The 20,971-nt window shown below is 67.1% G+C and carries 19 protein-coding genes; 13 read left to right on the forward strand and 6 right to left on the reverse strand.

Annotated elements, in window-relative coordinates; translation table 11 throughout:
* The first annotated feature begins 155 nt into the window (after positions 1 to 155).
* Both AC5Y3P_RS05215 and AC5Y3P_RS05220 read left to right on the forward strand, forming a co-directional pair.
* Positions 156 to 827, forward strand: a complete 672-nt coding sequence (locus AC5Y3P_RS05215) for a TetR/AcrR family transcriptional regulator (protein ID WP_500044825.1) — start codon at positions 156 to 158, stop codon at positions 825 to 827.
* Positions 824 to 1,603 carry an enoyl-CoA hydratase/isomerase family protein gene (locus AC5Y3P_RS05220; protein ID WP_500044826.1) on the forward strand — a complete coding sequence of 260 codons (780 nt, stop codon included), beginning with the start codon at positions 824 to 826 and terminating at the stop codon, positions 1,601 to 1,603. Before AC5Y3P_RS05215 ends, AC5Y3P_RS05220 begins: the two co-directional genes overlap by 4 nt.
* 52 nt (positions 1,604 to 1,655) lie before the next feature.
* On the opposite strand, the gene panB is transcribed toward AC5Y3P_RS05220, so the two are convergent.
* A complete protein-coding gene (gene panB, locus AC5Y3P_RS05225) occupies positions 1,656 to 2,507 on the reverse strand; it encodes a 3-methyl-2-oxobutanoate hydroxymethyltransferase (protein ID WP_500044827.1) in 852 nt (283 codons plus the stop codon).
* A 155-nt stretch (positions 2,508 to 2,662) separates the two neighbouring features.
* Between panB and AC5Y3P_RS05230 the strand changes: the two genes are divergently transcribed.
* The 9 genes from AC5Y3P_RS05230 to ahpD all read left to right on the forward strand — a co-directional run bounded on the left by AC5Y3P_RS05230 (position 2,663) and on the right by ahpD (position 14,519).
* The gene (locus tag AC5Y3P_RS05230) at positions 2,663 to 4,069 is read left to right on the forward strand and encodes a WS/DGAT/MGAT family O-acyltransferase (RefSeq protein WP_500044828.1); all 1,407 of its coding nucleotides are present in this window, start codon (positions 2,663 to 2,665) and stop codon (positions 4,067 to 4,069) included.
* A gap of 40 nt (positions 4,070 to 4,109) precedes the next feature.
* On the forward strand, positions 4,110 to 5,654 hold the full coding sequence (locus AC5Y3P_RS05235) for an alpha/beta hydrolase (protein ID WP_500044829.1): 1,545 nt from the start codon (positions 4,110 to 4,112) through the stop codon (positions 5,652 to 5,654).
* Positions 5,655 to 5,719: 65 nt separating this feature from the next.
* A complete protein-coding gene (locus tag AC5Y3P_RS05240) occupies positions 5,720 to 7,243 on the forward strand; it encodes an alpha/beta hydrolase (protein WP_500044830.1) in 1,524 nt (507 codons plus the stop codon).
* Positions 7,244 to 7,277: 34 nt separating this feature from the next.
* Complete coding sequence (gene glnA / locus AC5Y3P_RS05245; protein WP_500044831.1) at positions 7,278 to 8,618, forward strand: type I glutamate--ammonia ligase; 1,341 nt, start codon at positions 7,278 to 7,280, stop codon at positions 8,616 to 8,618.
* Positions 8,619 to 8,664: 46 nt separating this feature from the next.
* Complete coding sequence (locus AC5Y3P_RS05250; protein WP_500044832.1) at positions 8,665 to 11,634, forward strand: bifunctional [glutamine synthetase] adenylyltransferase/[glutamine synthetase]-adenylyl-L-tyrosine phosphorylase; 2,970 nt, start codon at positions 8,665 to 8,667, stop codon at positions 11,632 to 11,634.
* A gap of 77 nt (positions 11,635 to 11,711) precedes the next feature.
* Positions 11,712 to 12,338 carry a PaaI family thioesterase gene (locus tag AC5Y3P_RS05255; RefSeq protein WP_500044833.1) on the forward strand — a complete coding sequence of 209 codons (627 nt, stop codon included), beginning with the start codon at positions 11,712 to 11,714 and terminating at the stop codon, positions 12,336 to 12,338.
* A complete protein-coding gene (locus AC5Y3P_RS05260) occupies positions 12,335 to 13,195 on the forward strand; it encodes a TIGR03619 family F420-dependent LLM class oxidoreductase (RefSeq protein WP_500044834.1) in 861 nt (286 codons plus the stop codon). Before AC5Y3P_RS05255 ends, AC5Y3P_RS05260 begins: the two co-directional genes overlap by 4 nt.
* A 200-nt stretch (positions 13,196 to 13,395) precedes the next feature.
* Entirely contained in the window at positions 13,396 to 13,983 is a 588-nt protein-coding gene (locus tag AC5Y3P_RS05265; RefSeq protein WP_500044835.1) for a peroxiredoxin, read from the forward strand.
* 2 nt (positions 13,984 to 13,985) lie between these two features.
* Positions 13,986 to 14,519, forward strand: a complete 534-nt coding sequence (gene ahpD, locus AC5Y3P_RS05270; RefSeq protein WP_500044836.1) for an alkylhydroperoxidase, AhpD family — start codon at positions 13,986 to 13,988, stop codon at positions 14,517 to 14,519.
* Positions 14,520 to 14,606: 87 nt separating this feature from the next.
* On the opposite strand, the gene AC5Y3P_RS05275 is transcribed toward ahpD, so the two are convergent.
* From AC5Y3P_RS05275 to AC5Y3P_RS05290, 4 genes are read right to left on the reverse strand one after another with little or no spacing between them, the layout of a single operon-like run.
* A complete protein-coding gene (locus tag AC5Y3P_RS05275) occupies positions 14,607 to 15,758 on the reverse strand; it encodes an acyl-CoA dehydrogenase family protein (protein ID WP_500044837.1) in 1,152 nt (383 codons plus the stop codon).
* Between the two features lie 10 nt (positions 15,759 to 15,768).
* Positions 15,769 to 16,161 carry a DoxX family protein gene (locus AC5Y3P_RS05280; RefSeq protein ID WP_500044838.1) on the reverse strand — a complete coding sequence of 131 codons (393 nt, stop codon included), beginning with the start codon at positions 16,159 to 16,161 and terminating at the stop codon, positions 15,769 to 15,771.
* Between the two features lie 45 nt (positions 16,162 to 16,206).
* Positions 16,207 to 16,638, reverse strand: a complete 432-nt coding sequence (gene dtd, locus AC5Y3P_RS05285) for a D-aminoacyl-tRNA deacylase (RefSeq protein ID WP_500044839.1) — start codon at positions 16,636 to 16,638, stop codon at positions 16,207 to 16,209.
* Positions 16,639 to 16,646: 8 nt separating this feature from the next.
* Positions 16,647 to 18,143 (reverse strand): carotenoid oxygenase family protein, encoded by a 1,497-nt coding sequence (locus AC5Y3P_RS05290; RefSeq protein WP_500044840.1) that lies wholly within the window; start codon positions 18,141 to 18,143, stop codon positions 16,647 to 16,649.
* 70 nt (positions 18,144 to 18,213) lie between these two features.
* Here AC5Y3P_RS05290 and AC5Y3P_RS05295 point away from each other — a divergent pair, with 70 nt between their 5' ends.
* Positions 18,214 to 18,474 (forward strand): hypothetical protein, encoded by a 261-nt coding sequence (locus AC5Y3P_RS05295; RefSeq protein ID WP_500044841.1) that lies wholly within the window; start codon positions 18,214 to 18,216, stop codon positions 18,472 to 18,474.
* A gap of 54 nt (positions 18,475 to 18,528) precedes the next feature.
* Here AC5Y3P_RS05295 and glnA (AC5Y3P_RS05300) read toward each other — a convergent pair whose 3' ends face one another.
* Positions 18,529 to 19,965, reverse strand: a complete 1,437-nt coding sequence (gene glnA, locus AC5Y3P_RS05300; RefSeq protein WP_500044842.1) for a type I glutamate--ammonia ligase — start codon at positions 19,963 to 19,965, stop codon at positions 18,529 to 18,531.
* Between the two features lie 192 nt (positions 19,966 to 20,157).
* On the opposite strand from glnA (AC5Y3P_RS05300), the gene AC5Y3P_RS05305 reads away from it, so the two are divergent.
* Positions 20,158 to 20,637, forward strand: coding sequence for an RDD family protein (locus AC5Y3P_RS05305; protein WP_500044843.1), 480 nt, complete (start codon positions 20,158 to 20,160; stop codon positions 20,635 to 20,637).
* The last annotated feature ends 334 nt before the right edge of the window (positions 20,638 to 20,971 follow it).

Raw genomic sequence — 20,971 nt, forward strand, 5'->3', positions numbered from 1 at the left:
CGGTTACATCCGTGTGACCATTTCCTGTCAATTGACAGGAAATGGTGGCGGCGAGGGGAGAGGTCATGTGAAGGCGAGGGGCGAGGTCATGTGAAGGCGAGGGGCGAGGTCATGTGAAACGGAAGGCGCCAGCGATGTCGGCCATAATGTCGGCCATGAGCAGCGATGGCCGCGGACGTCCCCGCCTGAAGCGGGCCCAGCGGCCGGGCAGCACCGCGCGCGAGGAGATCTTGGACGCCGCGGCCGAACTGTTCACCACCAACGGTTACGCCAGCACCTCGACCCGCGCGATCGCCGACGCCGTCGGCGTGCGCCAAGCCTCGCTGTATCACCACTTCGCGACCAAGGACGACATCCTGGACGCGTTGCTGTCCGGCACCATCGAACAGGCTCTGCAGTTGGCCGCCGACCTGCTGGCCGAACCCGGGCCGGCCGCAGCCCGGCTGCACGCGCTGATCACCTGCGACGCAGCGCAATTGAGCAGTGGGCGGTGGAACCTGGGTGCGCTCTACCTGCTGCCGGAGTTGCGGTTGGACCGGTTCGAGACGTTCCGGCAACGGCGTGCCGAACTGCGCGCGCGGTACCGGCGGCTGGCAGCCGAGGTGATCGGGGAGTGTGGCGGCCCACCGGAAGCCGACGACCTGCCGTTCCGGCTGGTCGAATCGGTGATCAACTGTCGCTCCGACGACGGCAGCTGCCCACCCGAGCAGCCCTGGACCGTCGCCGACGGCGCGCTGCGGGCGCTGGGCTACGACGGCGACTTCGCCGCGCTGCGCCGGGGGACGGCTGACCGTTTGGAATCGGCAGGCGTTAACGTCACGGTGTGACCTACGAAACCCTGCTCTTCGATTCGTCCGGCCCGATCACCCGCATCACGTTGAACCGGCCCGACGCGGCCAACGGGATGAACGACGTGTTGACCCGTGAACTCGCCGACGCCGCGCAGCGTTGCCGCGGCGCCGAGACCAAGGCCGTGGTGCTGACCGGTGCCGGTCGATTCTTCTGCGCGGGTGGCGATCTGAAGGCGATGGCCGCCTCACCGCTGGGCCCGGGACCGTTCGTCAAGGGCATCGCCGACGATCTGCACAAGGCGATCGCGCTGTTCGCCCGAATGGACGCGGTGCTGATCACCGCGGTCAACGGCACTGCGGCCGGGGCCGGGTTCTCGCTGGCGGTCAGCGGTGACCTGGTGGTGGCGACGTCGTCGGCGTCGTTCACGATGGCCTACACCCGCGCCGGGCTGAGCCCGGACGGCAGCGCGTCCTACTATCTGCCGCGACTGGTCGGGGTGCGCCGCACCGCGGACCTGATGCTGACCAACCGCAAGCTGACCGCCGCGCAGGCCGAGGACTGGGGGCTGGTCAACTACGTCGTCGACGACGCCGAACTGGAAACCAAGGTCGACCAGATTGCCAACGAAATCGCCTCCGGTGCAAAGGGTTCGGCAGCCGCGGTGAAGAAGTTGCTGGCCGCCAGCTACGGCAACGAGATCGAAGCCCAGTTGGACCTGGAAAGCCAGCTGATCGCCCAGAACGCCGACGGCGCCGACGGCCGCGAGGGCATCGAGGCGTTCCTGAACAAGCGCGCGCCCAAGTTCGCGTGATTTCGGTGCGTTTGGGGGCGGTGGGCGCACCCAAACGCACCGAAATCGCCGGCTAGAAGCTGTGCTCTTCGGCCGGGAAGGCGCCGTTGGCGACCTCCTCGGCGTATTGCGCGGCCGCCCGGCCGAGCTCGGCACCGACGTCGCCGAACCGCTTGACGAACTTCGCGGTCTTGCCCGACGTCATGCCGGCCATGTCCTGCCAGACCAGCACCTGCGCGTCGCAGTTGGGGCCGGCGCCGATGCCCACGGTGGGGATGGTCAGCTTGCCGGTGATCTGGGTGGCCAGCTCGGCCGGCACCATCTCCATCACCACCGCGATCGCGCCGGCCTCGGCCACCGCGATCGCGTCGTGAATGGTCTGCTCGGCGGCGTCGCCGCGGCCCTGCACCCGGAACCCGCCCAGGGTGTTGACGCTCTGCGGGGTGAAGCCGATATGCGCGACGACCGGGATGCCGGCGGCGGTCAGCATCGCGATCTGGTCGGCGACCCGCTCACCACCTTCGAGCTTGACCGCGTGCGCACCGGCCTCTTTCATGAACCGGATGGCAGTGGCCAGGGCCTGCTCGGGGCCGGCCTCGTAGCTGCCGAACGGCAGGTCGGCGACCACCAGGGCGTGCGGAGCACCCCGGACCACACCGCGGACCAGCGGAATCATCTCGTCGATCGAGACCGGAACGGTGGTGTCGTAGCCGTAGACCACGTTCGCGGCGGAATCGCCGACCAGCAACACCGGGATGCCGGCGTCGTCGAAGATCCGGGCGGTGGAATAGTCGTAGGCGGTGAGCATGGCCCACTTGTGGCCTTCGCTCTTCCACTTCTGCAGGTGGTGGGTACGTACCTTGGTGCGGGGACGGGCAGTGGTGCCGGAATCGGGGGCAGCACCGTAGACGGGCAGATCAGACATCGTCGTCCTTCGTTCGTCTGGTCGATCCTCGAGGCCTCGAACGGGTCCCCGGGTCGCTGACCGGTCCAGTCTGCCAAAGATGACACGCCGGGGTGAACCGGTTGTTGAGTGGACTTCCTCACACCGCCGAGGTGGCGGGCTTACGATCTGCACCCATGTCCCCCGGTTACCAGCGGCTCAGCGGCCTCGACGCCAGCTTCCTCTATCTCGAGACGCCCGCCCAGCCCCTGCATGTGTGCTCGCTGCTCGAGATCGACACCTCGACCATGCCGGGCGGCTACACGTTCGACCGGCTGCGCGACGAACTGGCGCTGCGGCTCACCGCCATGCCGGAGTTCCGGATGAAGATCACCGACAGCTTCCTGAACCTCGACCACCCGGTCTGGGTGGAAGACGAGCACTTCGACGTGCACCGGCACATCCACCGGGTGGGTTTGCCCGCGCCCGGCGGCCGGGACGAACTGGCGGAGATCTGCGGCCATTTCGCGTCGCTGCCGCTGGACCGCAGCAAACCGCTGTGGGAGATGCTGGTGATCGAGAACGTCGACGGCGCCGACGCCCGCAACGGCGCGGTGCTGGCCGTGATGACCAAGGTGCACCACGCCGCGGTCGACGGCGTCACCGGAGCCAACCTGATGTCGCAGCTGTGCACCACCGAACCGGCCAGCGCACCGCCCGACCCGGTCGAGGCACCCGGCGGTGCCAACCAACTCGAGATCGCCGCGCGCGGCCTGGCCCGGTTCGCCACCCGACCGGTGTACCTGGCCACCCGGGCGCTGCCGGCCACCGTCAGCACCGTGGTCGACACCGTGCGACGCGCGATGGCCGGTGCCGCGATGGCCAGCCCGTTCACCGCGCCGCAGACCGCGTTCAACGCCGGGATCAGCGGCCAACGCAACATCGCCTACGCGCAGTTGGATCTCGAGGACGTCAAGACCGTGAAGAACCACTTCCACGTCAAGGTCAACGATGTGGTGATGGCCCTGGTGTCCGGGGTGCTGCGCAAGTTCCTCGCCGACCGCGGTGAGCTGCCGACCACCTCGCTGGTGGGCATGGTGCCGGTGTCGGTGCACGGCCGCTCGGATCGGCCCGGCCGCAACAAGGTTTCCGGCATGTTCTCCAGCCTGCAGACCCACATCGAGGACCCCGCCGAGCGGCTGCTGGCCATCGCACAGGCCAGTTCGGTTGCCAAGGAACACAGTTCGGCCATCCCCGCCACGCTGTTGCAGGACTGGTCACAGTTCGCCGCACCCGCGGTGTTCGGCGTCGCGATGCGGCTCTATGCCGGCACCCGGCTGACCGAGGCCCGGCCGGTGCACAACCTGGTGATCTCGAACGTGCCCGGACCGCAGGAGTCGCTGTACTTCCTCGGCGGTGAGGTCAAGGCGATGTATCCGCTGGGGCCGATCTTCCACGGCTCCGGTTTGAACATCACCGTGATGAGCCTGTCCGGAAACCTCGACGTCGGCTTGATCTCCTGCCCGGACCTGCTGCCGGACCTGTGGGATATGGCCGACGACTTCAAAGCCGCGATGGCAGAACTGCTCGCCGCGGCGCGGTGATCTGCGGGCCCCTCCGGTGGTCATGGCAGAGTGACGTGCCATGAGCTTGTTTCGCCCCCGACGATTCGTGCGCACCGTCCTGATCGCGCTGACCGTGCTCGCGCTGGTGGCCTCGGCCGGTTGCAGCCGAGTCGTCGACGGCCAGCCCCGGATCGCCGGACCGCGCATCGGCGACCCGGTCAATTGGGAGCAGTGCCGGTTCAAGAGTGGCGCCGAGACCCAGCTGCCGCCGAACACCCAGTGCGGCTTCATCGCGGTGCCGGTGGACTATGCCGAGCCCGACGCCGACGGCGAGCCGATCAAGTTGGCCATGATCCGGTTCCCGGCGACCGGGGACAAGATCGGCTCGCTGCTGGTCAATCCGGGCGGGCCGGGCGAATCCGGCATCGAGGCCGCCGTCGGGCTGGTCGACCTGATGCCCGCCAAGGTGCGGGAGCGTTTCGATCTGGTGGGCTTCGACCCGCGCGGGGTGGCGTCCTCGCAGCCTCCGCTGTGGTGCAACTCCGATGAGGACAATGACCGGCTGCGCGCCCTGGACATGGTCGACTACAGCCCGGCCGGCGTCGCCGACATGGAAAGCGAAACCCAGGCCTTCATCGCCCGGTGCGTCGAGAAGATGGGCAAGGAGTTCCTGGCCAACGTCGGAACCGTGAACGTGGCAAAGGATCTCGACGAGATCCGCAAGGCCATCGGCGACGAGAAGCTGACCTACCTCGGTTACTCGTACGGCACCCGGATCGGCGCGCTGTACGCCGAACAGTTCCCGCAGAACGTGCGCGCGCTGATCCTCGACGGTGCCGTCGACCCCAACGCGGATCCGGTGGAGGCCGAGATCGCCCAGGCCGCTGCGTTCCAGCAGGCGTTCGACGATTACGCCGCCGACTGCGCCAAGGACTCCGACTGCCCGCTGGGTACCGACCCGGCCAAGGCCACCGAGGTGTACCGCGAGATGGTGGCCAAACTGGTCGGCAACCCCGCGCCCACCCGCAGCGGTCGCACGCTGCCCTACAGCGACGCGGTGATCGCGACCATCATGGCGCTGTACTCGCCGCAGCTGTGGCAGCACCTGACCGCGGGCTTGACCGAGCTGCGCGACGGCTCCGGTGACACCCTGCTGATCCTCGCCGACATGTACATGCGCCGAGACAGCCAGGGCCACTACAACAATTCCACCGACGCCCGGGTGGCGATCAACTGCGTGGACAAGCCGGCGATCACCGACCGGGAGGTTGCCGTCGAGCAGGATCGCCGGGTCCGTGAGGTCGCACCGTTCATGAGCTACGGCGAATTCACCGGGCACGCACCGCTGTCCACGTGTGCGTTCTGGCCGGTGCCGCCGACCAGCGAACCGCACGAGCTGTCGGTGCCCGGCCTGCCGCCGCCGCTGGTCGTCTCGACCACCGGTGACCCGGCCACCCCGTACCAGGCCGGCGTCGACCTGGCCCGCCAGCTCGGTGGCCGGCTGCTGACCTTCGAGGGCACCCAGCACACCGTGGTGTTCCAGGGCAACCCGTGCGTCGACGACTACGCCACCGCCTACCTGATCGACGGCACCCTGCCGCCGGAAGGCGCGCGGTGTTCCTGAGCGCAGACCGCGAGCTGACGCCGACCCGAGACCGAGCCGTGATCTGACCATGCGACGATGTGGCGATGCAGCGCACTACGAAACTGGGCTCTGCGCTGCTGAGTCTCGCTTTGCTCTTCGGCGCGCAACCGCCACTCAGCTCGGCTGAACCCAACGTTGCTGCAGCGCAAGCGAATTGGTCCTCGTGCGTTGGATTCCTCGGTGACATAACCGATTTGGAGACCGCGCAGTGCGCGCTGGTGGACGTCCCGCTGAGCTATGACGACCCGGGTGGCCCGCAGGTCCAGGTCGCCGTCATCCGCATCCCGGCGTCCGGGCAGCGGATCGGTGCGCTGTTCGTCAACCCGGGCGGGCCGGGGGCCTCGGCGGTCGACAGCGTCGCCGGGATGGGGATAGCGCTGGCCGGTTCACCGATCAACGAGGCCTTCGATCTGATCGGCGTCGACCCGCGCGGTGTCGGCTACTCCCGGCCGCAACTGCGCTGCCGCACCGATGCCGAGTTCGACGCCTGGCGGCGCGAACCGATGGTCGACTACAGCCCGGCCGGGGTGGCCCACATCGAGGCGATCTACGCGCAGTACGCGCAGAACTGTGCGCAGCGGATGGGACCGGCCTTCCTGGCCAGCGTCGGCACCCGGGAAGCCGCCCGCGACCTCGATCTGGTGCGCGGGCTGCTCGGCGAGGAACAGATCAACTACCTCGGCTTCTCCTACGGCACCTCGATCGGCACTGAATACTCCCAGCAGTTTCCCGAGCGCGTGCGCGCCATGGTGCTCGACGGCGCGATCGACCCGACCGTCGACTCGATCTCCGCCAGCATCAACCAGATGGCCGGTTTCCAAACCGTGTTCGACGACTACGCCGCGGACTGCACGGCAGCACCGGGCTGCCCGCTGGGCACCGACCCCAGCCAGGCCGTGGCCCGTTACCGCGCACTGGTCGAGCCGCTGGCGCTGCGTCCCGCGGTCACCCCGTCCGACCCGCGCGGGCTGTCCTACGCCGACGCCAACACCGGCACCTTCAACGCGCTCTACACCCAGTTCTTCTGGCGGTTCTTGACCAGCGGCCTGCTCGGGCTGGCCCGCGGCACCGATCCGGGTGACCTGCTGCTGCTGGCCGACGAGTACCAGGGCCGCAACCAGCAGGGCCAATACCGCAACGTCCAGGACGCGTTCAACGCTGTGCGCTGCGTGGACTCGCCGGCCCCCACCGATCCGGCGGTGTGGGTGGAAGCCGACCGGCAGATCCGGGCGGTCGCCCCGTTCGCGGCGTACGGCCAGTTCACCGGCTACGCCCCGCGTGACATCTGCGCGTTCTGGCCGGTGCCGGCCACGTCGGCGCCGCACCGGGCCAACCCGGTGCAGCACGGCAAAGTCGTCGTCGTCTCCACCACGCACGACCCCGCCACGCCGTACGCGGCCGGGGTGAGTCTGGCGCAACAGTTGGGTGCACCGCTGTTGAGCTTCGAAGGTTCGCAGCACACCGTGGTGTTCAACGGCTACGAGTGTGTGGACACCGCGATCGTGAACTACCTCGTCGACGGCGTGGTGCCCGGCAATATGCAGTGCGGACCCGGGACACGCCCGTAACACAGAATTAACAGCCACTGCCTACGCTCACTGCATGGATCGCCAGACCGATTTCGTGCTGCGCACTTTGGAGGAGCGGGACATCCGCTTCGTCCGACTCTGGTTCACCGACGTTCTCGGCTATCTGAAATCCGTGGCGATCGCCCCGGCCGAACTCGAAGGCGCCTTCGCTGAGGGCATCGGCTTCGACGGCTCCTCGATCGAGGGGTTCGCCCGGGTCTCGGAATCTGACACCGTCGCCCGACCGGACCCGTCGACCTTCCAGGTGCTGCCGTGGACCTCGGCCGGCGGTGACCACTACTCGGCACGGATGTTCTGCGACATCACCATGCCCGACGGTTCACCGTCGTGGGCCGACTCGCGGCACGTGCTGCGCCGCCAGCTGGCCAAGGCCAGCGATCTGGGCTTCACCTGCTACGTGCATCCGGAAATCGAGTTCTTCCTGCTGCAGCCCGGCCCGGCCGACGGCAGCGTGCCAACCCCGGCCGACGACGGCGGCTACTTCGACCAGGCCGTGCACGACTCGGCACCCAACTTCCGGCGGCACGCCATCGAGGCGCTGGAACAGATGGGCATCTCGGTGGAGTTCAGCCACCACGAAGGCGCGCCCGGCCAGCAGGAGATCGATCTGCGTTACGCCGACGCCCTGTCGATGGCCGACAACGTGATGACGTTCCGGTACGTGGTCAAGGAGGTCGCGCTCGCCGACGGGGTCCGGGCCTCGTTCATGCCCAAGCCGTTCACCGAATATCCCGGCTCGGCCATGCACACCCACATGAGCCTGTTCGAAGGTGAGACCAACGCCTTCCACAGCCCCGACGATCCGCTGCAACTGTCCGCGGTAGGCAAGTCGTTCATTGCCGGGATCCTGGAACACGCCAACGAGATCAGCGCGGTCACCAACCAGTGGGTGAACTCCTACAAGCGGTTGATCCACGGCGGCGAGGCCCCGACGGCGGCGTCCTGGGGCGCGGCCAACCGGTCGGCGCTGGTCCGGGTCCCGATGTACACCCCGAACAAGGCGGCCTCGCGGCGCGTCGAGGTGCGCAGCCCCGACTCGGCCTGCAACCCCTACCTGACCTTCGCGGTGCTGCTGGCCGCCGGGCTGCGCGGGGTGGAGAAGGGCTACGAGCTGGGACCGGAAGCCGAGGACAACGTGTGGAGTCTGACGCCGGAGGAGCGCCGGGCGATGGGCTATCGCGAACTGCCCACCAGCCTGGGCATGGCGCTGGAAGCCATGGAGAACTCGGAGTTGGTCGCGGAAGCCTTGGGCGAGCATGTCTTTGACTTCTTCCTGCGCAACAAGCACGCCGAATGGGAGAACTACCGCAAGAACGTCACCCCGTTCGAGCTGAAGAACTACCTGTCGCTCTAGCCCCGGCCGGCCTGCTCGATATGTCTGGTGCGTTACGGTTCTAGACGTGGCCAAACCATCGACGCAGCGTCCTACGCTGCCCGGAGTCGGTCGGCTCGGCCTGGTCGGACGGACCGCTGCGGACGACCTGGCGCGGCTGGGCTGGGACACCGATGCGCATGTGGAGTTGCTGTGGTCGCTGTCGCGCGCTCCGGACGCCGATGCGGCACTGCGCGCGGTGGTCCGGTTGGCCGATGCGCTGGAGTCCGACTGGAACGAACTGAACGTCGCGCTGCTGACCGACAAGGGTCTGCGCGGTCGGCTGTTCGCGGTGCTGGGTTCGTCCTTGGCGTTCGGCGACCACTTGGTGGCCCACCCGCAGTCCTGGCGGTTGCTGGCCGGTGACGTTCAGCTGCCCACGGCCGCCGAACTGACCCGGCAACTGTGCGACTGCGTCGACGAAACCCCCACGGACAAACTGAGTTTGACGCTGCGCAAGGTCTACCGGGACCGGCTGCTGGTGTTGGCCGGCCTGGACACCGCGCCGACCGTGGAAAACGAGCCGGTGCTGCCGTTCCCGACGGTGGGGGAGCATCTGTCCGACCTGGCGGATGCGGCGCTGGCCGCCGCGCTGCGGGTGGCCGAGAACGCGGTGTGCAAGGACGACGCTCCCCGGCCCCGGCTGGCCATCATCGCAATGGGCAAATGCGGTGCGCGCGAACTGAATTACGTCAGCGACGTCGACATCATCTTCGTCGGCGCGGAGGCCGACTCGGTCACCACCCGGGTGGCCGGGGAGATGATGCGATTCGCTTCGGAGACGTTCTTCGAAACCGACGCCGCACTGCGCCCGGAGGGCAAGGCCGGGCCGCTGGTGCGCACCCTGGACAGCCACATCGCCTACTATCAGCGCTGGGCCAAGACTTGGGAGTTCCAGGCGTTGCTCAAGGCCCGCCCGGCCACCGGCGACGCCGAGCTCGGCGAGCAGTACATGGCCGCGCTGATGCCGATGGTGTGGACCGCCTGCGAACGCGAGGACTTCGTCGCCGACGTCCAGGCCATGCGCCGTCGGGTGATCGACAACGTGCCGGCCGATGTGCGCGACCGCGAGATCAAACTGGGCACCGGCGGGCTGCGCGACGTCGAATTCGCGGTGCAGCTACTGCAATTGGTGCACGGCCGCAACGACGAATCGCTGCACGTGACCTCGACCGTGGACGCGCTGACCGCGCTCGGCAACGGCGGCTACGTCGGCCGTGACGATGCGGCGAACATGCGCGCCTCCTACGAATTCCTTCGACTTCTCGAACACCGGCTACAGCTGCAGCGACTCAAACGCACCCACATGCTGCCCGAACCCGACGACGACGAAGCGTTGCGCTGGCTGGCCCGCGCCGCACACGTCCGACCGGACGGCACGCATGACGCCTTGGGGGTGCTGCGCAAGGAACTCAAGCGGCAAAGCCTGCGGGTGACCCGGCTGCACGCCAAGCTGTTCTATCAGCCGCTGCTGGAATCGGTTGCCTCGCTGGAGCTTTCCACCGGAATGTCGACCGAGGCGGCCGAGCGTCAGTTGGCCGCCCTGGGGTATCAGGCGCCGCGCTCGGCGATCACGCATCTGCGCGCGCTGGCCGGCCAGACCGGTAGGCGTGGTCAGGTGCAGACCGTGCTGTTGCCGACCCTGCTGGACTGGCTTTCGGACACCCCGGATCCGGACGCCGGTCTGTTGTCCTACCGCAAGCTGTCCGATGCGCTGGCCGATCAGCGCTGGTTCTTGGCCACCCTGCGCGACGAGAGCGCGGTGGCCAAACGCCTGATGCGGGTGCTGGGTACCTCGGCCTATGTGCCCGAACTGCTGCTGCGCGCACCGGATGTGATCAAGTCCTACGCCGACGGGCCGACCGGACCCAAGCTGCTCGAGGTCGAACCCGACGGTGTGTTCAAGGCATTGGTGGCTGCCGCGGGCCGGCAGACCGACCCGGCCAAGGCGATCGCGTCGGCGCGCACGCTGCGCCGGCGCGAACTGGCCCGGATCGCGTCGGCTGATCTGCTCGGCATGCTCGAGGTGCGCGACGTGTGCGCGGCGCTGACCTCGGTGTGGGTGGCGGTGCTGCAGGCCGCTCTCGACGTGGTGATCCGCGCCAACGTGCCCGACGACGGCCCCGCGGCCGGCCGGGCGCCGGCGACGATCGCGGTGATCGGCATGGGTCGACTCGGCGGCCGCGAGCTGGGCTACGGCTCGGACGCCGACGTGCTGTTCGTGTGCGAGCCGGCCGACGGCGTGGAGGAAGCCGTCGCGGTCAAGTGGGCCACCTCGGTGGCCGAGCAGATCCGCACGCTATTGGGCACGCCCAGCGCCGACCCGCCGCTGGAGGTCGATGCCAGCCTGCGGCCCGAAGGTCGCAACGGACCGCTGGTGCGCACCTTGGCTTCCTATGAGGCCTACTACCGGCAGTGGTCCCAGCCGTGGGAGGTGCAGGCGTTGCTGCGGGCCCACCGGGTGGCCGGCGATGTGCAGCTGGGGGAGCGGTTCCTGCTGATGATCGACGAGTTCCGGTATCCGCCGGGCGGGATCTCGGCGGAGACGGTCAACGAGATCCGGCGGATCAAGGCCCGGGTGGACGCCGAGCGGCTGCCGCGCGGTGCGGACCCCAACACGCACACCAAGCTGGGCCGCGGCGGGCTGGCCGACATCGAGTGGACCGTGCAGCTGCTGCAGCTGCGGTTCGCCCACGACCTGCCCGCGCTGCACAACACCTCGACGCTGCAGACCCTGGATGCGATCGGTGCGGCCGAGTTGATCTCGGAGGGCGACGTGGATCTGCTGCGCGACGCGTGGCTGACCGCGACTGCGGCGCGCAACGCGCTGGTGCTGGTCAAGGGTAAGCCGGTCGATCAGTTGCCCGGACCGGGCCGGTTCCTCAACGCCGTCGCGGTGGCGGCCAGCTGGCCCACCGACGACGGCGGCGAGTTCCTGGACAACTACTTGCGGGTCACCCGCCGGGCCAAGGCCGTCGTGCGCAAGGTGTTCGGCTGAGGCCGGAGGCTTGCCGTGGTGGGCCGCGCCGTCGGCCCCGCACCGTTTCATAGACCCGGCGATGATATGAAGAACGGGTGCAGTTCAGCTATCAGGCGATCAGCGACGAGGAGGCCGCCGCGCAGCGGGTGATCTATGAGCCGCTGGCCGTGGCGGTGCGAGAACTGGTGGACGCCACCATTCGCACCGAGGCCGACGCCGAGGTGATCGCCGCCGCCACCGCGGCGATCGAGGCGGTGACGGCGTCGCTGCGGGAACGGCAACTCGACGGTCCGTTCGGGGTGCGGTTCACCGTCGAAGGCGAGGGCCAATCCTGGGGCAACCCGGTGGTGGGGCTGCGCAACCCGATCGCGCCGCCGCTGTCGATCGAACGCGACGGCGAGCGCTGCTGGGCCGACTTCGAGTTCGGTGCGGCCTACGAGGGACCGCCCAACCACGTGCACGGCGGGATGAGCGCGCTGATCCTCGACCACATCCTCGGCGAGGCCGCCAGCGCCGGTCTGACCCGCCCGCTGTTCACCGGCACCATCTCGCTGCGCTATCTGCGTGGCACCCCGCTGGGCCGGCTGCGCACCGAGGCCTGGATCGAGCGGGTGGACGGCATCAAGACCTTCTGCCGCGGCTTCATCGCCGACGCCGCCGGACCCACCGTCGAGGCCGAAGGTGTGTTCATCCAGCCGCAGTGGGCCCGGGACCCGCAGTGAGGTTCTACGTCGGCACCGCCTTCATGGAGACCCACGAGGCCGTCGAAATTGCCCGGGCCGCTGACGAACTGGGCTATGCCGGGATGGCCGTCCCGGACCATGTGGTCAACCTGGAGACGCTCCAGACCCCCTATCCCTACACCAAGGACGGCCAGCGGCGCTGGCAGCCGTTCACGCCGTGGCCCGACCCGTGGGTGCTGATCGGAGCGCTGGCCCTGGTCACCGAGCGGCTGCGGTTCGTCACCACGGTGTACGTCCCGGCGATGCGCAATCCGTTCGCGGCCGCCAAGGCCATCGGGACGGCGGCCTATCTGGCCCGCGGCCGGCTGGAGTTGGGCATCGGCGTGGGGTGGTGCCGCGACGAGTTCGAACTGCTCGGTGCCGAGTTCGAACGGCGCGGCAAGCGCACCGACGAGATGCTGGAGCTGATGAAAGCACTCTGGTCGGAAGGCTGGACCGAGTTCCACGGCGAGTTCTACGACGTGCCCCGACTCGAGATGGAACCGACGCCGCCGCGCATCCCGGTCTACGTCGGTGGGCTCTCCGAGGTGGCGATGCGGCGCGCGGCCCGGTACGACGGCTGGATCGGGGATCTGATCACCCTCGACGACGCGCTGTCGCGCATCGAGCGGTTGCGCGAGTTGCGCGCTGCCGACGGTCTGGGCATGGACGACTTCACCATCATCACACCGCTGGCCGACGCCTACACGGCCGAGCACTACCGGCGCGCCGAAGAGGGCGGCATCCATGGCATCGTCACCATGCCGTGGATGTTCTACGCCGGTCCGGACGCGACGCCGGCCGAGAAGATCGACGGGTTGCGAAGGTTCGCCGACGACGTCGCGATGGAACGGTAGCCGGGGCGCCGATTCGTTGCCAAGATCACCCATAGGGTGTGACGGCATCGCTTGAAGTTCCTCACATTCTTTGATACGCAGGCTATCTCGCGCAGCAAATGTGGCGGCAATCACGTCCCAGGGTGTTCCCTGGTGCGGTTTTCCCAGGCACAATGGGAACGTAACCAAATTGGACTAATTCCAGAAAAGGGGTGTTTGTCGTGGCGTTGCTCACCATCGGCGATCAGTTTCCGTCCTACGATCTGAAGGCCGTCATCGGTGGCGACCTGTCCGAGGTCGAGGCCAAGTCTCCCGACGACTACTTCACGCAGATCAGCAGCGAGGAGTACGAGGGCAAGTGGCGCGTGGTGTTCTTCTGGCCGAAGGACTTCACCTTCGTGTGCCCGACCGAGATCGCTGCGTTCGGCAAGCTGAACGACGAGTTCGAGGACCGCGATGCCAAGGTCCTGGGCGTGTCGGTGGACAACGAGTTCGTGCACTTCCAGTGGCGGGCCCAGCATGAGGATCTGAAGAAGCTGCCGTTCCCGATGCTCAGCGACCTCAACCGCGAGTTGGTCACCGCAGCCGGCGTACTCAACGCCGACGGTGTGGCCGACCGCGCGACCTTCCTGGTCGACCCGAACAACGAGGTGCAGTTCGTGTCCGTGACCGCCGGCTCGGTGGGTCGTAACGTCGACGAGGTGCTGCGCGTGCTCGATGCTCTGCAGTCTGATGAGCTGTGCGCCTGCAACTGGAAGAAGGGCGACCCGACCATCAACGCAGGCGAATTGCTGTCTGAGGCGGTCTAACCATGAGTATCGACAACGTCAAGGAAGCGCTACCGGAGTTCGCCAAGGACCTCAAGCTCAACCTTGGCAACATCGCGCGCAGCACGGAGCTCAACGAGCAGCAGTTGTGGGGCGCCCTGGTGGCGACCGCAGCCGCGACGCGCAACGAGCGGCTGATCAAGGAGATCGCCGAGGACGCCCTCGACGTGCTCTCCGAGGAGGCCTACCACGCTGCGCTCGGCGCCGCCTCGATCATGGGTATGAACAACGTGTTCTACCGGACTCGGGGCCAGCTCGAGGGTCGCTACGACGACCTGCGGCCTGGGCTGCGGATGAACATCATCGCCAATCCCGGTGTGCCCAAGGCTGATTTCGAGCTGTGGTCCCTGGCGGTGTCGGCGATCAACGGCTGCTCGCACTGCCTGGAGGCTCACGAGAACGTGCTGCGCGAAGCCGAAGTTTCGCGCACTGCGATCTTCGAGGCAATCCGGCTGGCGGCCATCATTTCCGGTGTGGCCCAAGCGCTGGTGACCGCGGACGTGCTGTCCTCGGCCTAAGGCTCTTGGCCTGGTACGAACACGCAGGCCCGCAGTGATCTTCGGATCGCTGCGGGCCTGCGTGCTTTTTCAGCTGGTCGTCGCGTGCTACAGCGAGCGCGCGATGATCTCCTTCATCACCTCGTTGGCCCCGGCGTAGATCCGCTGCACGCGGGCGTCCTCGTACATCCGGGCGATCAGGTACTCGCGCATGTAGCCGTAGCCGCCGTGCAACTGCACGCAGCGGTCGATCACCTCGCACTGCTTGTCGGTCAGCCAGTACTTGGCCATCGCGGCCTCGGTGCCGTCGAGTTCGTCGCGCAGATGGGTCTCGATGCAGTGGTCCAGAAACACCCGTGAAGTGCGCGCGATGGTCATGCACTCGGCCAACTCGAAGGCGGTGTTCTGGAAATTGAACAGGCTGTGCCCGAAGGCTTCCCGGCTCTTGGTGTAGGCGATCGTCTCATCGACGGCGCGCTCCATGCCGCCGACCGCCTGGGCCGCCACGATCAGCCGCTCCTGAGCGAGTTGGGCGATCATCTGACCGAAACCCTTGCCGTCGTCCGGTCCGAGCAGCGCCGAGGTGGGCACCCGCACGTCGGTGAAGGAGATCTCCGAGGTGTCCGCACCGTGCATGCCGACCTTGTCGAGCACCCGGGTGACCTGGTAGCCGGGGCAGTCGCGCACGTCGATCAGCAGCAGTGAGATGCCGCGGGCGCCGGCCTTGGGATCGGTCTTGGCGGCCAGCAGCACCAGGTCGGCCTGACTGCCGTTGGTGATGAACGTCTTGGATCCGTTGATCACGTAGCCATCACCGTCGCGGACCGCGGTGGCGCGGATGGCCTTCAGATCCGATCCGGCCCCGGGTTCGGTCATCGCGATGGCGCCGAGCACCTCACCGCTGGCCATCGACGGCAGCCAGGTCTTCTTCTGTTCCTCGCTGCCGTAGCTCAGGATGTAATGCGGCACGATGCCGCTGTGCACGCCGATGCCCAGGGACAGGTCGCCGGCATATCCCTGGGCATCGAACACGGCGAGGTCATGGGCGAAAGTGCCGCCGCCGCCACCATATTCAGTTGGTATCGAGCACAACAGCAGTCCCAGCTTGCCGGCCTCCAGCCACACCGACCGGTCGATGTGCCGCTGGGCATCCCACTTCTCGACGTGGGCGACGACCTCGCGTTCGAAGAAGCCCTTCGCCAGATCGAACAGTGCCGAGACTTCGTCGTCGTACCAGGACGGAACGTGCTTGTTGACCATGCAGGGCAGACTACCTGCGCTGCACCGCCCACGATCCGGGACCGGTGAACACCAGCAGCAGCAGCGCGAAGCAGAACAGCACCGCCGGCTCGCCACCGTTGTTGATCGGCCAGAAGTCGGTGGGGAAGTGCTGCCAGAAATAGGCGACGGCCATCATGCCCGAGCCGATGAACGCGGCCTCGCGGGTGAAGAAGCCGACCGTTACCAGGACGCCGACCACCAGTTCGATCAGGCCGGCCCACCAGTACGGCCAGGTGAACATCTCGGCCGCCGGCCCGGCACCCGGCCAGGCGAACAGCTTCGTGGTGCCGTGCAGCAAGAAGAGCAATCCGATCACGATTCGGAAGACGCTCAGCATCGGTGATGAGTACGTCGTGACGCGGTCATCGAATTTAGTTGCCATGGACTGACGGTAGGGGCCGCTGGTGAAGATGGAGGCAACCCACGGTCACGATTCGAGCATCAGTGTCACCGGACCGTCGTTGACCAGCGCGACCTGCATGTGCGCACCAAAGCTCCCGGTGGCGACCTCGGCGCCCAGCTCACGCAGCGCCGCTGCGAACACCTCCACCAGCGGTTCGGCCACCGGTCCCGGTGCCGCGGCATTCCACGACGGCCGCCGGCCCTTGACCGTGTTGGCGTACAGCGTGAACTGACTGACCACCAGGATCGGCGCACCGACATCGGCTGCGCTGCGCTCGTCGTCCAGAATCCGGAGCCGCCACAGCTTTTCGGCCAGCTTGCGGGCCACCGCGGGGTCGTCGGTGTGCGTGACGCCGACCAAGGCCACCAAACCCTGGGTTTCCGGTTGGATCTCGCCGACCACCTGATCATCGACGACGACGCTGGCCGAACTGACCCGCTGCACCAAAACCCGCATGCAGCAATCTAATCAGCCGGATAGAAGTTGCCGTGGAAGCCCTGCGGAATGTGATGGTGCAGCTGCGCGCGGAACACCGGACCGGCTGCCAGGTCGCGGGCATCAAGCACCACCAGCCGGGAGCGGTGGCTCGCGGCCTCATACTCCACGGTCAGCAGCCATCCGTCGTCTTCGTCGGTGCCGTCGGGGCGTGGCGTGAACACCGGTTCGCAGAAGCTGTTTCCGGCCTGCTCGGCGACGTAGCGGGTCTCGGTCTGCGCGACGACGTCGAGTTTGGTGACCGCGTCATACAGCGTGGCCAGTTGGTTGCGGCTGGAGAAGTAGCAGTACCGGTAGTCCTTACCTTCCAAATCCGGGTGGTGGCGCGGGAATTCACACGACGTGCTGCTGATGGTGTCGCGTCGCACGGCTCCGGAGCGGGTCACGGTGAACCTGGTCAGCTCCGAGTGCGCATCGGCCAGCGACCGGGTGCGGAAGTCGGCGATGCCGGCCAACACTGCACCGCCGCGGTAGGTGATGGCGTCGACGACGACGTCGTCACCGCGGTCGTAGGCGTTGCTGAGATGGAACTGCATGAACGGGTCGGTTTCGATAGTGCGGGCGTTGGTGCCGTCACGGTCGACCACGATCACCACCGAACCGCGTTCGGGCCGGTAGGTCATCAGATCGCCGAGCGGGCTCTCGCCGAGCAGCATCGGCAGCGCGGCCGGGATGATCGGGGATACCAGGAACACCAGATGCCGTTCGGTGAGCGCGAAGTCGTGGATCATCGCGGCGTACGGCAGTTTCAGCGAGGTCAGATGCCGGAGCCGACCGCGGGTGTTGGTCAGGTACACCCGCAGATGCGGTGCCGGGAACAGCTCGACTCCGAAGTTGTACAGCTCGCCGGAGTCCGGGCACACCGACGGGTGCGCGGAGTAGGAGCCCAGCCAGCGCAGCTGCCCACCGAACCGGCGCACGCCGAGGGTTTCCAGCGTCTCCGGATCGAGCTCATGCGGTGGGCCACCCTCCCAGAGTGCATACATCCGGCCGGCGTGCTGAATCACGTTGGTGTTGGCCAGATTCGACGGCATCGGATGCAGGATCCGGTTGAGCCGAGCGCCCTGCGACGGGGTGCCGATATGCGTGGTGCTGCCCCGGCCGCCGTAGTGGCGGGTGCGCGCGTAGCGGTTGCGGTACCGCACCGCGCCGTTGCCGATGGCGAACTTGGAGATCATCCCGTCGCCGTCGAACAGGTGATTCAGCGGGCGGTGCCGATAGTCCTCCCAGCGGCCCGGGCCGTTGCGGTACAGCGCGCCGGACAGCCCGGCCGGTACGGTGCCCTCGACCTCGGTGACGGCGTAGTCGTATTCGAAGTACTGCGGCTCGGAGGCGCCCAAGCTGGCCAATTCGTGCGGGGGCAGCGCGGCGATCCGATCTTGTGCGGCGCGACGCCGGGCACCCGGCAGCGACTCCAGATAGCTGAGCAGTGCTGGTCCGGGAGTCGGATGCTGGGCTGTGGTCATGCGCACCTCCGTGAGACGGATATACGATTCAGTCTCACCCTATCCCGGCTGAACCCTGGTCCGGTTCGCGTTGGACTACCTGCGGGCGCATCGCGCACTCGGCGCGATCCGCGACCACGACGTCGACCAACTGTTGCAGTTGGTCGTGCCGCACGCCGGCGCCGATCTCACTGTGATCGACCTGGTGGCCCAAACCGTCGAACCGGTGCTGGCCGCCGAACCGCACGCCGAGTTGCTGGTGCGCACCGTGCTGTCGCACTACCTGTCGCCGAGCAATACCTTGAGCGACGACGAAATCGCCACGGCCGCAGCAGCTTCGGTATGTGTTTAGCGCAACGAAAAGCCGGGCGGCGCAGCTGCGCCACCCGGCTTTTCGTATCACGACTCAGCAGTCGTAGTAGAGGCTGAACTCGTAGGGGTGCGGACGGATCTGCACCGGCATGATCTCGTTCTCCCGCTTGTAGGAGATCCAGGTCTCGATCAGGTCCTCGGTGAACACGCCGCCCTCGGTGAGGTACTCGTGGTCCGCTTCGAGCCGGTCGATCACCGCGGCCAGCGACGTGGGTGCCTGCGGGATGTTGGCGGCCTCGTCCGGCGGCAGCTCGTAGAGATCCTTGTCGACCGGCGCCAGCGGCTCGATCTTGTTCTTGATGCCGTCCAGGCCGGCCATCAGCATCGCCGCGAACGCCAGGTACGGGTTGCCCGAGCTGTCCGGGCAGCGGAACTCGAGGCGCTTGGCCTTCGGGTTGTTGCCGGTGATCGGGATACGCACACACGCGCTGCGGTTGCGCTGGCTGTAAACCAGGTTGATCGGGGCCTCGTAACCGGGCACCAGTCGCTTGTAGGAGTTCACCGTCGGGTTGGTGAACGCCAGCAGCGACGGGGCGTGGTGCAGGATGCCACCGATGTAGTGCCGGGCGATGTCGGACAGGCCGGCGTAGCCCGACTCGTCGTGGAACAGCGGCTTACCGTCCTTCCACAGCGACTGGTGGGCGTGCATGCCGGAGCCGTTGTCGCCGAACAGCGGCTTGGGCATGAAGGTGACGGTCTTGCCGTTCTTCCACGCGGTGTTCTTGATGATGTACTTGAACAGCAGCACGTCATCGGCTGCGTGCAGCAACGTGTTGAACTTGTAGTTGATCTCGGCCTGCCCGGCGGTGCCGACCTCATGGTGGCCACGCTCGAGCGTGAAGCCCGCGTTGATCAGGTTGGTGGCCATCTCGTCGCGCAGATCGACGTAGTGGTCGTACGGGGCGACCGGGAAGTAGCCGCCCTTGGGGCGCACCTTGTAGCCGCGGTTGGCCGAGCCGTCGGCCTCGAACGGCTCACCGGTGTTCCACCAGCCGGACTCCGAATCGACCTCGTAGAAGGTGCCGTTGATCTTGGAGTCGAAGCTCACCGAGTCGAAGATGTAGAACTCGGCTTCGGCGCCGAAGAAGCAGGTGTCCGCGATACCGGTGCTGGCCAGGTAGTTCTCGGCCTTGCGGGCGACGTTGCGCGGGTCACGCGAGTACGCCTCGCGGGTGAACGGGTCGTGCACGAAGAAATTGAGGTTCAGCGTCTTGGCGGCCCGGAACGGGTCGATGCGGGCGGTTGCCGGATCGGGCAGCAGCATCATGTCGGATTCGTGGATCGACTGGAAGCCGCGCACCGAGGAACCGTCGAAGGCCAGGCCGTCTTCGAAGACACTCTCGTCGAACGCCGACGCGGGGATCGAGAAATGCTGGACCACACCGGGCAGATCGCAGAAGCGGATGTCGACGTACTCGACATTCTCATCCTTGATCAGCTTGAAAATGTCGTCTTGCGTCTGTTCTGCCACTTACTACTCCTTCTGAGTGCTTCTGAGCCGCATGTCCTTCTGAGGGCAGGTCCTGGTTTGAGCGCGTGTCTTTCGCGGTGCGTGTCCAACCCGGCGCTGACGCTATGGAGGTGATGTTGCGCAGTAGTCAACCGAATGTTGCGCCGACGTTACGCAATTTCGCGGAATTTGCCGACACCTATGCTGGTGGGCATGTCCCGCCCGATTTCGTCCTGGCTGTACGGCCGCGATCCCGACGAAACCCCGCCCGACGCCTATCCGGGCGCCTCGTTGGGTTTGCCGGAGACCGGCCCCGGTTCACTGGCCCGCAGTTTCCGGCGGTTCGGGGCACTGCTGCTGGACTGGTTCATCGCCTACGGGCTGGCTGGTTTGGCCATACCGCTCGGGCTGATGAGCCTGGAGACGCTGCGCTACACCTGGGTCGGTTCGGCCACGATCATCGGCATCTGGTTCGCGATCGGTGCGATTTCGGTACGACTGTTCGGTTTCTCACCGGGGCAACTGGCGCTGGGCCTGCAGGTCGTCCCGATCGACGGGCGGCTGCACGTCGGCTTCGGTCGCGCGGTGGTGCGCGGACTGTTGCTGGCACTGGTCATCCCGGCGCTGTTCATGGACGCCGACGGCCGCGGTCTGCACGACAAGTTCACCAATACGGCCGTAGTGCGGCGCTGACTTGTATGCAGGGTTGTCTGCCCTTCCGCGGGCAACTGCACTGTTGGCGGCCTTGATTGCCAGTGCCATGCAGGACCCTCATTCGTGTGGGTAGCGCCGCGGGTGAGGAATCAGGTACCGCGTCACCGCCGAGTGAGGAATGCCGTACCTCGACGGGTTTCGAGTGAGGAGTGACGCACAGGGTTACTCGCACTTTGTGTACAGGGTTCCTCACTCGGCACGTGTCACCTGCAGGATTCCTCACTCGGCAGGAAAAATGTGCGTGGTTCCTCACTCGGCACAGGTTCACCGTCGAGTGAGGAATGCCGTACCTCGGGCGGTCTCGGGTGAGGAA

It is taken from the genome of Mycobacterium sp. NGS45, from assembly GCF_059812645.1.

Coding starts and splice junctions, on each gene's coding strand:
- AC5Y3P_RS05240 (WP_500044830.1), top strand. CDS start 5,720: ATGCAGCGCACTACGAAACTGGGCTCTGCGCTGCTGAGTCTCGCTTTG.
- AC5Y3P_RS05305 (WP_500044843.1), top strand. CDS start 20,158: ATGTCCCGCCCGATTTCGTCCTGGCTGTACGGCCGCGATCCCGACGAA.
- panB (WP_500044827.1), bottom strand. CDS start 2,507: ATGTCTGATCTGCCCGTCTACGGTGCTGCCCCCGATTCCGGCACCACT.
- AC5Y3P_RS05275 (WP_500044837.1), bottom strand. CDS start 15,758: ATGGTCAACAAGCACGTTCCGTCCTGGTACGACGACGAAGTCTCGGCA.
- AC5Y3P_RS05235 (WP_500044829.1), top strand. CDS start 4,110: ATGAGCTTGTTTCGCCCCCGACGATTCGTGCGCACCGTCCTGATCGCG.
- AC5Y3P_RS05215 (WP_500044825.1), top strand. CDS start 156: ATGAGCAGCGATGGCCGCGGACGTCCCCGCCTGAAGCGGGCCCAGCGG.
- AC5Y3P_RS05280 (WP_500044838.1), bottom strand. CDS start 16,161: ATGGCAACTAAATTCGATGACCGCGTCACGACGTACTCATCACCGATG.
- dtd (WP_500044839.1), bottom strand. CDS start 16,638: ATGCGGGTTTTGGTGCAGCGGGTCAGTTCGGCCAGCGTCGTCGTCGAT.
- glnA (WP_500044831.1), top strand. CDS start 7,278: ATGGATCGCCAGACCGATTTCGTGCTGCGCACTTTGGAGGAGCGGGAC.
- AC5Y3P_RS05290 (WP_500044840.1), bottom strand. CDS start 18,143: ATGACCACAGCCCAGCATCCGACTCCCGGACCAGCACTGCTCAGCTAT.
- AC5Y3P_RS05230 (WP_500044828.1), top strand. CDS start 2,663: ATGTCCCCCGGTTACCAGCGGCTCAGCGGCCTCGACGCCAGCTTCCTC.
- ahpD (WP_500044836.1), top strand. CDS start 13,986: ATGAGTATCGACAACGTCAAGGAAGCGCTACCGGAGTTCGCCAAGGAC.